Source organism: Staphylococcus lugdunensis, from assembly GCF_001558775.1.
Classification (GTDB): Bacteria; Bacillota; Bacilli; order Staphylococcales; family Staphylococcaceae; genus Staphylococcus; species Staphylococcus lugdunensis.
Window position 1 is genome coordinate 843,649 of record NZ_CP014022.1, and the last position, 16,593, is coordinate 860,241.

The following is a 16,593-nucleotide window of genomic DNA, read 5'->3' on the forward strand; positions in this document are numbered from 1 at the left end:
TCACATCCTTTCTAAGGTAATTTTATTAGATAATTGATACGTTTCATTTTGATTATTTTTCAAAATAACTTTATCAATTTCTGTAATATTTCCTTGTTTTAATTGAAGTTTGTCATCATGACAAACCAATTGGCACATCAATTGATAATCTTGTGGTTGACACACGAAGATAACCTTATCAATTTCTGTGAATTGATTCGAATGAATTGTACTTGAAGGCCTCTGTGGCGTACTATAATCTGAAACCACAAACGGTAATGTTACAGGTAGAATTGGATAATAACTAAATGCTATCTTTTCGTTTTTTAAATTTTTTCTATACCACGTAATCACCTTTCTCCCTTTGATTTCAAATTGATTTAATATTGTTTTGTTTTTTGAAAAGTGCGCAATAGACCTTAAGCTAGCTTTTTGAGCTTCAATGGCAAAATCTATAAATCCTTGCTGACTACAACACCATTTTTTCCATCGCGCTTTCATTGCACGGCCATAAATCCATCTAAAAATATAAGCAAATGGCATTAATGTGCGATTCATTTCTATAAGTTCAATATAGGGACCCTCATTGAACCAAATAAATGCATTTTTAGATTTTTCACCGCCTCTTTCAATTTCAAACCCTAGCTGTTTGAACGCTTCCATCGCTTGTGCAAGATTTTTCACTTTATATTGTAAGTGGCCAATTTTATACATAATTACCTCTTTTCTAAAATAAATAATACTTGCTTAAATGATGCTAATTCATCGCTTTGTTGTGGTTTTTTATCTAATAGTTTAAATCCCGTCTGATTAAATAGTTCATACCATTCATCTAGCGTGAGAAAGGTTGTATTTTTACTTTTTCTAATATCAGTTGGCTCGGTCATCATAAATGCTTGAGAAATTAACATAGGTGCCGATTCACCATAAGCTTCACCGATGATAAGTTTGCCTCCTTTAGTTAAAATCTGATGCACAGCCTTAAGTAATCTGTTCAAGTTCTTCGCGTTATTAATAACACCCACTGCGATCACAATGTCTATAGGCTGATAAGCATTTAATTTGCTATGATGAAGGTTATCTATATTTAGAAGTTGATATCGCATAAAGGTTTTATCAACAAATTGTTTTTTTGCCAACGAGATAAAATACTGCGAAATATCCGTAAAGAGATACGACCCCGTAAATATCTGCCCGATTTGTTTCAAAATGCACGTCGTAGTTGCACCTGTACCAGCGCCTAATTCTAATATATTGAGCCTTCTATGTTCTGCGCATGTTTGAACGTATAAAGCAATTTGTGTGTTAATATAGCGTGCAATCGCTGTATGGCGATACAACGCATTGGCAATGTCAATATCTCCATGTTCAAATAAAATTAAATTAACTGGTTTATCTCCTCTAACGATAGCTTCAATATGCTCAAAGTGTGCTTTAAAATATTGGAAGATTTTCTTTGGCATAATAGATGTTATCCATTGCTGCTCAAGATGATTCCATTCATGTTGCACGTTATCTTTAGTAAGCGTTTGATAATCAAAAATATATGCATCATCCATAGTTTTAATTACATAAAAATGATCTACTAAATAATTCAACCATCTGCTCATAATGTCTTTATTGTTAGGATGTACTTCTAATCTTTCAAATATGTCATCTATCATATAAGACTGTTTCTTATCTAAATACTTACCTAATACATAAAGCATGGTGAGCGCACATACACGTTCTAATCTATGCAGTTGACCACTTATATCATCATCAGACGCAATGTCATATTTGAACTGACTGACATCAAAGTACGCATAAAAATCATTTTCTGTCTTTTGTGGATAACCAAATGCTTGCATAAGTTTTTTCCAAGCCATGGCATGATTGATGTGGCTCTGTGCCTTGGAATTAAAGCATTTTTTACTGTAATATTCTTGGTTTAAATATAAATTTATTTCTTCAAAAATCATCCGAGTCCAAAGTTCTGTAAATATTAATTGCTGTGTTTGTTCATAGCTTGAATATATCGTTTCTATGTTATTTTTTTGCATGCCAAGTGGTGGATGATCTTTTAATTTATAAGGCAACAAGTGTTCTTTTGGAAAATGAATATATTCTCTCCACTGCACATTACCGTGCGGATCGGTTAATGCTAGTTCGCCACCTTGAAATCCTATTTTTATATTGAATAACTGTCGCATAAATTGGTCAATATCATCACGAACTTCATTGTACGCACTTAAATTTAATTGAATACCATTTAAATTAGTCGAAAGTAAATGATACGGTCCATCATTATTTAATTTTTCAGGGAGGGGTTCATTTACAAACGCTGGTAATAATTTACATAGTATTTCTGCCACTGGATAAGATAACTGTGTTGCAAATTCGAAATTGATATATTTAACATCTTGTTCCTTTTTTATGATTTGATAATTTTCGATAAAATTTTGTACTGATGGCAATCTACTATATAAATTGCAAATTGCAAAATAACGTTGATTTTTTCGAGCGACCCCATATAACTCCGCATATTCCCTCTCAGAAATAGGTTGTTCAAATATGACATCTATCCCTTTTTGTAATAGCTTTTTGGCAATAATATTGCCTTGACCACCTTGAACTTCTGATTTAATTGCTACACATGCAAAATCAATATGACTCGGAATCTCATCGATATGCGTATATAAATTTAACTGATAAAATTCAGCACAGTCGACAGAGCGTTGACTACCATTTGCTAACAACCCACAAATATTTATATCATCATGTTTACGTATCGCCTCTATATAAAATTGACCAAATCTACTGCCACATATAATACAATTTTTCATATTTACAACACCCCTTCATCACGATTAATATGTTGTGAGCCTTCTATTTTAGCTGCAATATCAGCGACAGTAGGATTTGTAAATATAAAGGATAGTTCGAGTTCAACGTTAAATTGGTTTCTAATTTTATTGGTAAGTTCTATCGCTTTAAGAGAATCACCACCAATTTCAAAAAATCTGCTATTACTGTTAGAAACCTCTTGTTTAACAATATCCGTTAAAATATCTTTAACATCGTCTATGAAACTACTTACTTCGAGTTGATTATCATTTTCTAAAACGGAATCTATTTTTGTAAAATAAGTATCTTCATATCTATCACTTACGTTTAATTCATGATTTAGAACATTTTTATTATGCGCAATCTCAAGTATCATCTTAATAAAATAATCAAACATTTTATCAAGGTTGTCTGTACCTATGCGGTGATCTACACTATCCCAATAAATGTCTAAACCACCATCTCGTTCAATCACTTGATTGTCTAACCAAACCTGAGGCGTTTGACTAATATTGTAAACAATTTCTCCTAGTAAGTTTTGGCTATTAAGTGCATGTATACCTAGACCACTTGTAAATACAAACGGCATGAGTATATAGTCATTAATTTCACAATATTTTCTTAAATCTCGTTGAAATTCAACACCGGAATACAGATGATGTTCTAAATCTTTGACGAGCTGTTTCTGAACATATTTAAAGCGATCTAACAATGTTGTGCTGCCATAATGTTTAATTTCTAATAAAGTTAATGTAGTGAAATCACCTATGACATGTTCAATATTAGGATGTACTGGCAACCTATTAAATTGCGTAATATTAAGTGAAAAATTATCGTTATGACTGACTTTCCTAATCGCTTCAGCATATATACCGATCAAGAGTGAGGTTGGCGTCAACTCTATGCCTTTAGCTATTTCTTTTAACTTTTGCCAACTTTGTTTATCAACATGATATGTTCTTCTTGTAAACTGATTTGCATCATCATTTGATACAGCCATTGTTGGTATTTCTGGTGCTGTTAAAAAGTGTCCGACTCGTTTTAACCAATAGTCTCTATCTTTGGTGTATTGCTCTGTTTGTTTAAGTTGATTTAGGTAGCATACATAATCTCTAAAGTTTAACGCTGTAAGTTGTTGGCTTATATCTTTGTTAAGATACAGCTGATTCCATTGACTTAGCAATGTAAACATACTCCAACCATCAAAGATCAAATTGTCGAAACTAATATGCAGTCTAACTTCTCTGTCAGATAAAATAGATACTTCAATATTAAAAATGGGCCATTGATTGATATCTAATACTTGATGAGACAATCTATTTCTAATTTCCAACAACGAACTTTGTTGCTGTTGTGAATTTTTATTTTCAAGATGGTTCGTTTTAAATTTATAATATGGCACTTCGCTTAATATTTGCTGTAAGCCATCATCAGTAATTATTGCTCGCATCATGCCGTGGCTATGGATTAGCTTGTTCCATACTCTTTCTAGTCGTTCTAATTCAATATTCGTAGCATTAATTTCGAAATAGCAATGCGTCGATACATTATGGTGGCTTAATTCTTTTTTCCTGCCTATGAAGTAAGAATATTGAACATCAGTTAAGGAAAACGGTTCATTTTCTTTTGCTGGATTAGTTTGAAATTCGATGGTTTCATCTGTATGCGCTTGGTTCTTATTCTTCTCAACTTGTGCAGCCTGCGCTTTGATTGTTGTGTTTTCCATGGCATCTTTAATAGTAAAATTTATATGAAATGCGGTTTCTATTTCTTTAGCTATATGTGTAGCAATTAGTGAATCGCCACCAATGTTATAAAAATTTGAATCGCTGTTAATAGTGTTATCGTTAAACTCTGCACGCCATATATTTAGTATCTTTTGTTCCATATGAGTTAAGTTGTCAGCTTTAACGCTGGAATCACTGTTTCTTTGTTTACGAGCTAACTGACTTAATTTTTTTTGATCAATTTTACCATTTTTATTTAATGGAAATACATTTAAGAAATAAATATGCGCTGGAATCATATAATTCGGTATAATATGCGTCAGTTGAGATGTAATATATTCAGATGTTATATCAGTTGGAGAAATGCAATAAATATTAGCATAAACCCTATCATTACCAACTTGTTGTATACGCTGACAATCAAAGTTATTTTCAGTAAACATGTTTTGCCAATCTCGTCTAGTTAATTTCCCCTTATAATCACCAATATAAGCATTTAATATATCAACCGTAATTTGTTCAATAAATAAACTTAGATTAGGTTCAACAATAATTATATGTCCATCTGGTTTCAACTTAGATTTAAGTTTCATCAACTGCTGTTGTATATTAAAACTTCTATGAAGCGCGTTAACAGCAATAATCACATCATAATGGTGATCTTTTAGCTGCTCAAAGTCGTTTTTTACTTCGATTCCAATGTCATGATCAATATACTCCCGATTTAATAATTTTGATTCATCTAAATAATGGTAATCTTTGCCTTTATGATTGATTTGATGCACAAGGTCACTGCTTAATGCACTGTTTCTTGTCTCAAACTCTAAGACATTTATCGATTGATTGTTTAATTCTTGGATAGTTTTGAACAAATAGTCTTGTATCGCCATATTCCAAGGCATTAGTTCTGCAAGTTTAGATGGTGCTAACTCTGGTTCTTGCTGATAGAACAGCTCAATAGGATTCAGTTCTCCAGTAATCAGTTTAGGTAAATATTTTTCTAATTTATTTAAAAATTTGATGATGGATTTGTTTTCATCAGGGTATTGATAAGCATTATCTACTTTAGATGTACGCTTGTATTTGCCATCTTGTTCATTAATATAGCCTTTAGCTATAAGTCTATTTAGCCATTTGTTCACTATAGACTCGTACTTTTTATGAACGTTTAATGTTGTTAAAATAGTCTCAAACGAACGATAATTTAAGCTATCTAATGCATTTAAATTCTCAAACATTTTCATTAATACGTGATAGATCATGTTATTCATTCTAGATAATGTTTGAGGTATATCTTTAATACCATTTTCATCATTTAAGATGGTTGTATGACTTTTAGGAATAATAAATGCTGAAAGTGCATTATTAGTTTTAATAACCTTCACTTTACTAATGTCTATAGCGTTTGAGATTGCTTTTTCAATTTCACCGATTTCAATTCTATGCCCTTTGATTTTTACTTGATTATCAATTCTACCTAAAAATTCAATCGTGCCATCATTCCAAATACGACCTTGGTCACCTGTTCGATACCACTTAACATGATTGTTATCATAGTAGAATTTTTCTTCAGTTAGCTGTTGGTCACCAATATAACCTTTAGCCACGCCAAGTCCACCAATATGTAATTCTCCAACTACATTATTAGGGCATACTCTATCAAATTTATCTACTACTTTATACATTTGCCCTTTGAGTGCTGTTCCATATGGTATCGAAATCCAGTCAATAGGAAGTTGATGTGGAACATCGATATGGTTAGACCAAATGGATGCTTCCGTTGCACCGCCCATCGCAACGACTAAACTATCTGACATTGAACGTTCGTAAAACCGCTGTGGCAAGTTTAAATCTATCCAATCTCCTGACAGTAATACTTTACTTAAAGGAAGATGTTCATTTTTACCTTCTGCCATGGTAACAAGCATATCAAACAGAATAGGCACAGAATCCCAAACTGTCACATTATATTTATGAATGATTTCTAGCCATTTATTAGCATCTTTAAAATTCTCTTCGGTTGTGAGGATTAGCGTGCCACCTGCATCTAATATCCCAAATATGTCGTAAACAGATAAATCAAAGTCTATTGATGACACCATCAATAATGTATCTTCATTGGTGATATGATACTTACAATTAATATCAAGTATTGTATTCATTGCATTATTATGGGTAATTTCAACACCCTTAGGTACACCTGTTGAACCCGACGTCATAATGACATATGCAGAGCTATTTGCACTAACAGACTTAATCTTGCAATCTTTTGGCTTTGTAGTTAAATTAGCATCAATCATTTTTTTATGACTACTTCTTAATGAACATGACTCAATATATTTGGTATTGCTAATAATGACATCTATCCCTACCTGCTTATAAATCTTGTCTCTCCGATCACTAGGTTGCTGAATACCAATCGGTACATAAGCAGCGCCGGCAAATAACACACCGAGAATTGACACCACTTGGTCGATTCCTCTAGGTAATGTTATCCCCACATAATCATGGGGCTTTACGCCAATATCTTCTAACATCTGTTTAACGGACATGGCTTTGTCAAACAATTCACCGTAAGTCATACGTTTACCATCATCTGAAGCTATTAATGCAATATTGTCTGGTGTCTGCTGATAATTTCGCACGAAACCTTCATATAGCATTGCATTAGGTTGTTTCAAGTCTGATAGCTGTATGTCTTCCACATATTCGCTTAATATGTCGTTCGTCTTATTCCAATTATCAACATCTGTTAATGATGCGAGCAAACGACGATAGTCATCTAACATCGCATCAACCGTTGTATCTGTTAGCAAATCATCCACCTTGTCCCAGCATAAATGCAAGTCGCCTTTAACAAGATAAGATTGAAAATCTAACCACACGCCTGGTGTTTGAGAAACCATATACGATATTTCTCCAAATGTTTGTCTTGTCTCATCGTTTTCAAGTTCATAATCAATATTACATGCGAATACGACTGGGGCGATATTTATACTTTCTCCATATTTTTTTGAAACATCACGTTGTACTTGTACACCGCTATAATCAGAATGGGATACATTCTCAATAAACGTTTGCTTTACTCTTTGTAACGTATTCGCAAACCGTTCATTTTTATGAGGTATATGTTCAACTAATAACAGATTTGTAAAATCTGCTACTATATGCGTTACATCTTTTGTATCACTTTCTCTATTAAACAACGGAATATTGACATAAAAGCCTTCTTGATTGCTCCATTTCTCTAGTGTCAACATATAGCATGTAAGTAAAACAATAGATGGCGTTGTGTCAAATCGCTTTGCGTTCTCTTTAATTTTTTCCCATACCTTATTTTCAATTATTCTTTTATGTCTTGATACTTTTACCTGTTCTACCAATTCTGGCTTTTTTAAAATGGGTAATTGAATAGGATTCAACTGCAATTCATCTATTTTGTGTGACCAAAATGTTTTATCTTGTTCTACTTGTTCATCATCTATCTGCTTTTGTTCCAAATATGTCTTAAACGTGATTTGTTCTTCACTTACAGTATGACCATGATATAAATGCGCTAATTGTTTTATGATCATACTGATACTTAAAACATCTGCTACCAATAAATCGATATTTAAACTTATTTGCACCTTTTGCTGTGGCAATATAAAAGCAGTTAAGCTTGCCACTTCTCCACGATAAACATCTAATTTTTTGTGGGATAGTTCTGTTCTATATTTTGCTAATTCCACTGATAGTTGCGTTTCATCTAAGTTATCTAATTCGATTATATCGATGCGTTTTTTGATTGGTTCTTTCAGAAATTGTTGTTGATGGTTATCAATAAATCGGCAGCGTAACATAGGGTGAATACGTTGTAGCTCATTCCATGCTTGATTTAATTTTTCTATATCCACTTGATGCCCTATAATTTCAAAGTATGCATGACAGCCAACGCCACCCAACACTTGATCCTGTTCTCTACCAATTAAATACGCACTTTGTACATCTGTTAATGGAAATGGCTGATAGTTATCAACCGCTTCTATTGAATGATGAACAGTACTTTTTTTCTTTTTAAATTTACTGTTGTCAACAAGTAACATCCACTGGCTAAATGTAGGTTTTTCTATTAATTGAGAAAATTTTATCCTTAAACCTTCTCGTCGCAATTTACTGACTAATGCCATGATATCTATTGAATGAACGCCTAAATTAATAAGATTTTCGTGCGCATCAATGTGTGTAAGATTTGTTTTTTCAGTTAACCAAGACTTAATAAGCTGTTTTATTTTATCTTTCGAAAAAAGCACTTCCATTACTATAAACCTCCATGTCTTATTTAACTCATTCTTTTAATCTATTAACATCAATTTTCCCAAATGTAGTTAAAGGCCATACGGGTACTTTTTTTATTAAATCGGGCAATTTAAAATTTGCTATACCTTGTTGTTGTAGATAATTTCTCAGTTCATTAAGATTGATATTTGTATCCTCTTTAATGCAGACACAAATTTTCTCACCTACAACCTCATCTGGTACTCCTATTACTTTGACTTCGTCAACATTAGGATGGCCTAAAATGACATCTTCTAATTCATTAGGTAAAATTTTCTCACCTGATTTATTAATCATCTCTTTGATACGCCCAACAACTTTAAAGTTTCCATCAGGTTGTTGCTTCACTTTATCTCCTGTCATAAAATACATGTCATCATCTACACATTTTATGTGTGGCGCATGTTCATAGTTATATATTGTATAGGGGCCTCTGACGTAAAGCTCGCCATATTCACCTTGCTGCACTTCTTTTCCACTATCATCTAATATTTTAATTTCGTCATATTCAGAAATAGGTGTCCCTTGTGTGTGATAAGTGACTTCATTGCCATCTTGCTTATCAGTCATACAAATTAATCCTTCTGCAATACCGTATACTTGTTGTAATTTACACTCAAATTGTTCTTCAATTTTTTGCGCAGTAAATGAATCTAATAATGCACCTCCCACCTGAATTAATTTGAGAGAACTGATATCATCTTCATCGTTGTCTTTTTGATAGTCAAGACACATTTTCGCCAATGATGGTACAAACGCTAAATGAGTAATATCTTGTTCATCTATCAACGGGAAAATTTCATCAGGGCTCGTAACACTACAAATCACTATTGCGCCACCGACCGCTAATGTTCCAATGATTCCTGGACAACCTAAAGGAAAATTATGTGCGATAGGCAAAGCAACTAAGTAAGTCGAATGTTCATCTAAGCCACATCTTTGTGCACATTGTTTGGCAACATAAATATAGTCACAATGTCTACGAGGTATAAGTTTAGGTATACCTGTCGTACCGCCTGAAAGTAACAATAATGCAGTATTATTATAAGATGGCTTGATTAATTCCTCTGAATAGCGATAGTCATAATCATTACGATTTGCGGAATAAAAATTTTTATATTGCTTGGAATTTCCAAGAATATATTGATTAATCTGACAACCTAGTTCACCTTCTATTTCATTAATCAGCTGTGAATATGAAAAGCCTAAATACTTATCTTTAGCTATATATGCTACCGCACCAGACGCTTCCAAAACACCTTTGATCTCAACTTTTCGATGTGTCGCTAAAGCTAATACAGGTATCGCTCCTATTTTAAATAATGCGAATAAGACGAAAATAAATTCGAAGCAGTTTGGTAACTGGATTAACACTTTATCGTCCGGTTTAATGCCATCCTGATAAAATTTATACGCAAAATGATTTATCTCGTCATACATTTCTTGATATGTAAATTCAAACTCACGATCTATAAGTGCAATCTTTTCTGGGTACTGTCTTACTTTTTCTTGGATAAATTCATCTAGTGTTTGATGATCCCAAACTTGTTCATCATAAAATATTTCTAGTTGTTCTCTCTTTGTCCTTTTCATTTTGGAACCTCCATCATTGAAATACCTAAAATAAATTTTGAATCTATATCTTCCATTCTCACAATGGATTTTGTTGTATCTTTATTGTTGTATATTATAAAATGATTGCCTGAACGTTTTTGAACTTCTACATAATCCAATCCTTCCATCAAACCTGTACCAATACATTTTAAATATGCTTCCTTGGCAACCCAACACTGAAAGAAATGATACGGATTATCGCTAATATATAACGCTTCGTGCACATTAAAATAACAGTCAATAATATCTTTGAAGTCAATTTGTCTTGTTATATTTTCAACATCTACACCAATATCAACCATTGAAAACGCAACCACACAGCAACCTTCAGTATGCGAAATATTAAAGCGAATATTATAAGCATTTTCTATATAAGGCTTTTTGTAGCTTGTGTATTGATAGACCAAGTCAGTTAACTCACACGTCAATAGATATTGATAAAACAAATTCACAAGTGCATGACTATAAATATAATTCACTTTGTCGCTTTTTCTTTTTAAATTTTTTAGTTTAGCAAGCTGTGATTTTGTTAAAAAACTGGATTGATTACCGCACTTGTTAACTCTGTCAGTCCTACCAATAACAATCACCGAATAACCATTTAACAAATGTTGCATGATGCGTTGTGATAAATTGTGCATGTTATCATTTAGCTCATATATTTTATATTTCATTTAAATATGCCTTTATCTTATTGATGGCTTCTTCGGAATTACCGTTAATAAACATATGTCCACCCTCTACATATTCCCATCTAAATGATTTGGTTGTGTATTGCTCCCATTCTAGTAACTCTTCTAGCGTCATTTGTTCATCTGAGGTACCCATCAACGCCAAAATAGGACTATCTAAGGGTTCTTTATTCATATCTTGGTATTCTTCATCAATGACAAAGTCGGCTCTTAGCATCGGTAAAAACATTTTGATTAAATCATCATTTTCTAATACTTCTTTAGGTGTACCACCATAGTCTTGCAAGCCCTGTTTAAAACCTGCATCATCAAGATGATATATAGGATCAGGTTCTTTAAAACACGGTGCTCTACCCGCTGAAATAATCACTGCCTTAGGATTATTTAAACCGCTATGTTTAATTTTTAATGCAAGTTCATAAACAATTTTAGTTCCCATACTATGGCCAAATAAATAATAGTCTTGTTCAAAATTAAATGTTTGGACTAATTCATCATAAATTTCTTGAACTAACTCACTAATTTCGGAAATGGGCGTTTCGCTAAACCGACTTTCTCTGCCTGGATAAAGCACTCGCATTACATTGGTTGCCGGAAAATAATCACTCCAATGTCGATAAATATTCGCCCCCCCACCTGCGAAGGGAAATAATATCAACGCTTCATCTCTATCTTTTTCATGATTTATTAGATAATTTGCCAAATACCTTTTTCCTCCTATAGTTATTTTATGATTTAAAATGATATTTACACTTTTATCTTACATTAATTGATAATGATTATCAATGTTGATTGATATTTAACGCAAAATTTATTGTTTCCCAAAAAATTCTATATAATTTTTATTTTTTATACTCTTTTTTGGGAAAACAAAAAAACCCTATGAGAGACTCATAAGGTTTTCTAACATATTTAATTCAATTTATATTTAACTACACGTGATTAACATTCTTCTGGTGTACCTGAAACTTTGGCTGTTTTAAATGAACTGCCACAGCCACAAGATGCAATCGCATTAGGATTATCGATTTGGAAACCACCACCCATGAGTGACTGTTTAAAATCGATTGTTGTCCCTTTTAACACCGGCGCATCATCTTTATCTACGAGTACTTTTAAACCATAGAACTCTAACACTTCGTCGTTATCCCCTGCTGTTTCTTCTGCAGACATACCATACGTTAAACCAGTACATCCACCACCATTAACTTTAATTTTTAAATAACCGTCTTCCATATCATTACTTTTCAACATATCTTTGACTTCATAAGCAGCAGCTTCTGTTAAAGTTACAGTACTCATCATCATGACCTCCTAAAAAATCCATGTTTCTTCTATATGTTTATATATATTATTTAATAACTCAGTTGGCGTTTCACCTTCAACAATATCACCATTAACCAATGCATACAACCCGGATGAACAGATACCACAATTTTGTAGACAACCATATTCTAACACATCGACATCAGGGTCCTCTTCAAGTTGATCGTATACATATTGTCCACCACGTGCCATATTGGAAATACAAAATTCCACGATTGGATTCATAGTACACCCTCTCAATCATTTTAGTCATATTATTATAGCAAATATACTTTCTATATGCATACGGCCAGCTCATTATCTTGATTTTTATATGCACTCCAATAAAACGTTTACAATATGATTGTGCCCAGTCGTAAATTTGTTTGTAGTCATCAAAAAAACAAGATATAATAAGCACATAAATAAAAATACTTCAATTTTTTGGGGAAATTGATGTTTTGTTATCGTAAATGCAGTTTACACAGTTTTTCACTCAATTAATATAACATCAGTTTAAGAAAATATGAGTGATGTGTGACAATGATTTCATATCAAAGGGGTATATTTATGAAAAATTTAGTATTACTAGGTGGCGGCTACGGTAATATGCGTATTATGTCGCACATTTTACCAAATGCATTACCGGCTGACTACACATTAACGTTAGTCGACCGCATGCCTTATCATGGCCTTAAGCCAGAATTTTATGCATTGGCAGCCGGCACAAAGTCTGATACAGATGTTCGCATGAATTTTCCAGAATCAGAGCGGATTAATACCATTTATGGGGAAATTACAGATATTAACTTAGATGACCAAATCATTTCGGTCGGTCAAACAAAAGTCGATTACGATGAATTAGTGATTGGACTTGGCTGTGAAGATAAATATCATAATGTTCCTGGCGCTGACGACTATACGTATAGTATCCAAACATTATCTAAAGCTCGTGAAACATTTCATAAAATCAGCGAACTGCCTGCTGGTTCCAAAGTTGGTATCGTTGGTGCAGGCTTAAGCGGGATTGAGTTAGCAAGCGAATTGAGAGAAAGTCGAAAAGACATTCAGATTATCTTATATGACCGTGGAGAACGTATTTTAAGAAATTTCCCGGAAAAACTAAGCAATTATATTGCAACTTGGTTCAAAAAGCACGATGTAACGGTGGTACCAAATTCGACAATTGATGGTGTTGAACCCGGTAAAATATATAATAATGGACAGCCTGAAGACGTCGACTTAGTAGTATGGACGGCTGGTATCCAACCTGTTGAGATTGTCAGAAATTTACCGATAGATATTAATCGCAGTGGTCGCGTGATTGTAAATCAATATCATCAAATTCCTACATATACGAATGTATTTGTAGTTGGTGACTGTGCAGATTTACCTCACGCACCAAGTGCACAACTTGCAGAACTTCAAGGCGATCAAATAGCCGATGTCTTAAAAAAACAATGGGCAAACGAAGCGCTTCCAGATAAAATGCCAGAATTAAAAGTACAAGGTTTCCTTGGTTCTTTAGGTGAAAAGCAAGGCTTCGCCTATATCATGGATCGTACCGTGACCGGACGTCTTGCTGCTATTTTAAAATCAGGTGTCTTATGGCTCTACAAATACCATAATGGTTAATAAACGGTTCAATATAAAGTCTTGGACATCATTATATTTTAGGTTACGAACTCTATATTGACAGTAACTGACAGGATTGAAAATGCTTGATATCAACGTATTTTCAATCCTGTCAACCATATGGGAGCGAGACTAAGGATTCATAATGAATGCTGTCCCGCTCCCTACATATTATTTTGTATCCATAATATGATTATCTACAAAATTTGTGACTTGTTTTGTTTGTATATAGCCATCAGCTACATACGCATCATTCATCGTCACAAGAGGATAAAATAATTCATCCTCTTGCAATTGTTCAATAAATTGCACATCATGATCCGTTAAATTTTCTGTTTGGTGTTCAAAATCGATATATGTGAATTGAAAGTCAATTTGTGGATATTTTCTTTTTAATAATGGTTGTAACCATTCATACGTATTTTTAGATGTTGGCGCATTGACACAACTTGCGCATACCACATCTGCCCCATAAACGACAACACTCACCTTTGTCATATAAAAAATCCCCCGTTGAGTTGATAGATTTTTCTTTCACTATCCATTATAATAGAATAACAATCTAAATATGAAGTAATATACTTGAAAGGAGTCATCTCTCATGCCAACTGAGAATGCAACAATGTTTGATCAAGTAGCTGAAGTTATTGAACGTTTACGTCCGTTTCTCTTACGTGATGGCGGCGACTGTACATTAGTCGATGTAGAAGACGGTATTGTTAAATTACAACTACATGGTGCTTGCGGCACTTGCCCAAGTTCAACAATTACATTAAAAGCAGGTATTGAACGAGCATTACATGAAGAAGTTCCAGGTGTAATTGAAGTGGAACAAGTATTCTAGATATCTATAATATATACATCACTAGAGCCCCTACGCGCTCTAGTTTTTTCATTTGTAGTCACAGAGATAAAATGTATAACATTCAAGAACCAAAATACTGAGATATAAATCTCTAAAAAATTACAATATGGAACATAAATCCCAAAATAAATAGCACAAAGACGATTTGAAATTAAAAACCGTCTTTGTGCTATTGTTATATTCAATACATCTTACTTATATTTATTGATGATCTTGATCATCGTGATGCGGTTTATGTGGTGCTTTGTAAGGTGCTCTCATATGCTTGTCGATTTGTCTATCCATGTCGACCCAGCCTTTCCAGCCTATATGAACGGCATCAGTAATGTAATGTTTCGCATATTCTTTGTCCGTCATATCATACAATTGGCCACCATTATTAATTACTGTTTCACGAATTTTGTTGTAAACAGGTTGACGACGTTCATGTGGAATACCGATATGATCGTACCATTTACCATTGGCAGGGATGCTGACGTATTGAACATCTGCACCTGCTTCACGCATTGTATCTACAAGTAATTTTAAGTCGTTAAATTCTGGAGAATTAATATTAAACTCCCAATCACGTCTTACTTTACGTCTATTTTCCTTAATTAGTTTCCAATATTCATCTTTAATGCCATATTTATTGGATTTCGAATGATCGATTGCAATTTTTGTCGCTTTGCGATTCATCTCGTTCCAAGAAGCATTCGGTGATGTCACTGGTTCAACATGTGACAACGGTGATTTGTCGAAACCAAAGTATAATTTGATTGCTTCAATCTTTTTGATTTGCTCACCTTTGAATTGAGAAATATAATTGCCATGATCTTGATTTGGGTGTTTTGCTAGTTGTTTTAAAAATGCTTTATTTTTAGCATGCTTAAATTGTAATAACCGTTTCGCGTAGCGTTGTTTCAACTCAGCTGGCATTTTAGTTTGCTTGAACAATTGATCGATTTGGTTCGCAGACATACGTCCATCATAGTTCTTATTTGTTAAACCATGATCAGTGAACCATTGCGGTGAAATAATTAAACTAATTTTTTTACCTTTTAGTTGATCGTATTGTGCTGCTAACTCAACAGCGTTAATCAAGTCTGTTGAACCACCAGTTCCAAGTAAATATGCAGGTTTAGTCCCTTTACGACCATTAAGTGCAATACCTGGATTAAATGGATCTTCTTTGTTGAGTTCACTTGAACCATAAATTGGGTAATAATCGTTTGATTTAAATAATTTGTTTTGAATGAGCGTACCTTTAAGCACTTGATCCGTTGAAGCAAGTCTATTATTTGCCAGTGTTTTATTTGTCACCAATCCCGTAAACCAGCTTGACGGCATTAAGACAAAGATGATAAATATCACACCGCTAATTAAAATCGGTAAAAACGGCTTTAATTTCATCGTAATTCTTCTAATGCTTCCACAATTTTATTTGGTGTCGCCCACTCATCACGATCAAAATCCATAATTGAAACTTCAATACCTAATTTGTTTTGAATTTCTAATAACAGTCCTACAGTTTGGAATGAATCAATAATCCCCTCTTCGAAAATTTCTACATCAGGGTTTTCTTTGACGATATCATTTTCAGCAACTTCAGCTAATACATCTAATACTTGTTCTTTAAATTCCATAATTAATT

General features: G+C 33.4%; 13 protein-coding genes. 2 read left to right on the top strand and 11 right to left on the bottom strand.

All coding sequences use genetic code 11. The features are described from left to right. The 8 genes from AL499_RS03965 to AL499_RS04000 form a co-directional block, all read right to left on the bottom strand. Complete coding sequence (locus tag AL499_RS03965; protein ID WP_002491932.1) at positions 1-693, bottom strand: VOC family protein; 693 nt, start codon at positions 691-693, stop codon at positions 1-3. A gap of 2 nt (positions 694-695) precedes the next feature. Then, on the bottom strand, positions 696-2,804 hold the full coding sequence (locus tag AL499_RS03970) for a bifunctional Gfo/Idh/MocA family oxidoreductase/class I SAM-dependent methyltransferase (protein ID WP_002491934.1): 2,109 nt from the start codon (positions 2,802-2,804) through the stop codon (positions 696-698). Positions 2,805-2,806: 2 nt separating this feature from the next. Then, entirely contained in the window at positions 2,807-8,830 is a 6,024-nt protein-coding gene (locus AL499_RS03975) for a non-ribosomal peptide synthetase (protein WP_002491938.1), read from the bottom strand. A 28-nt stretch (positions 8,831-8,858) separates the two neighbouring features. Further along, the gene (locus AL499_RS03980; protein ID WP_002491927.1) at positions 8,859-10,442 is read right to left on the bottom strand and encodes a (2,3-dihydroxybenzoyl)adenylate synthase; all 1,584 of its coding nucleotides are present in this window, start codon (positions 10,440-10,442) and stop codon (positions 8,859-8,861) included. Further along, positions 10,439-11,137, bottom strand: a complete 699-nt coding sequence (locus tag AL499_RS03985) for a 4'-phosphopantetheinyl transferase family protein (RefSeq protein ID WP_002478464.1) — start codon at positions 11,135-11,137, stop codon at positions 10,439-10,441. Before AL499_RS03985 ends, AL499_RS03980 begins: the two co-directional genes overlap by 4 nt. Beyond that, positions 11,127-11,858, bottom strand: a complete 732-nt coding sequence (locus AL499_RS03990) for a thioesterase II family protein (protein WP_002459574.1) — start codon at positions 11,856-11,858, stop codon at positions 11,127-11,129. The genes AL499_RS03985 and AL499_RS03990 overlap by 11 nt, the downstream gene beginning before the upstream one ends. Positions 11,859-12,097: 239 nt before the next feature. Beyond that, positions 12,098-12,457 (bottom strand): HesB/IscA family protein, encoded by a 360-nt coding sequence (locus AL499_RS03995; protein WP_037540859.1) that lies wholly within the window; start codon positions 12,455-12,457, stop codon positions 12,098-12,100. 12 nt (positions 12,458-12,469) lie between these two features. Beyond that, positions 12,470-12,706, bottom strand: coding sequence for a YuzB family protein (locus AL499_RS04000; protein ID WP_002459576.1), 237 nt, complete (start codon positions 12,704-12,706; stop codon positions 12,470-12,472). 324 nt (positions 12,707-13,030) lie between these two features. On the opposite strand from AL499_RS04000, the gene AL499_RS04005 reads away from it, so the two are divergent. Continuing rightward, positions 13,031-14,095, top strand: a complete 1,065-nt coding sequence (locus tag AL499_RS04005; RefSeq protein WP_002492328.1) for an NAD(P)/FAD-dependent oxidoreductase — start codon at positions 13,031-13,033, stop codon at positions 14,093-14,095. A gap of 171 nt (positions 14,096-14,266) precedes the next feature. On the opposite strand, the gene AL499_RS04010 is transcribed toward AL499_RS04005, so the two are convergent. Next, a complete protein-coding gene (locus AL499_RS04010) occupies positions 14,267-14,593 on the bottom strand; it encodes a YuzD family protein (RefSeq protein WP_002459578.1) in 327 nt (108 codons plus the stop codon). 103 nt (positions 14,594-14,696) lie between these two features. Here AL499_RS04010 and AL499_RS04015 point away from each other — a divergent pair, with 103 nt between their 5' ends. Then, positions 14,697-14,939, top strand: a complete 243-nt coding sequence (locus AL499_RS04015) for a NifU family protein (RefSeq protein ID WP_002433501.1) — start codon at positions 14,697-14,699, stop codon at positions 14,937-14,939. A 222-nt stretch (positions 14,940-15,161) separates the two neighbouring features. On the opposite strand, the gene dltD is transcribed toward AL499_RS04015, so the two are convergent. Next, the gene (gene dltD / locus AL499_RS04020; RefSeq protein WP_002492327.1) at positions 15,162-16,352 is read right to left on the bottom strand and encodes a D-alanyl-lipoteichoic acid biosynthesis protein DltD; all 1,191 of its coding nucleotides are present in this window, start codon (positions 16,350-16,352) and stop codon (positions 15,162-15,164) included. Beyond that, complete coding sequence (dltC, locus tag AL499_RS04025) at positions 16,349-16,585, bottom strand: D-alanine--poly(phosphoribitol) ligase subunit 2 (RefSeq protein ID WP_002459580.1); 237 nt, start codon at positions 16,583-16,585, stop codon at positions 16,349-16,351. The genes dltD and dltC overlap by 4 nt, the downstream gene beginning before the upstream one ends. Positions 16,586-16,593 lie beyond the last annotated feature (8 nt).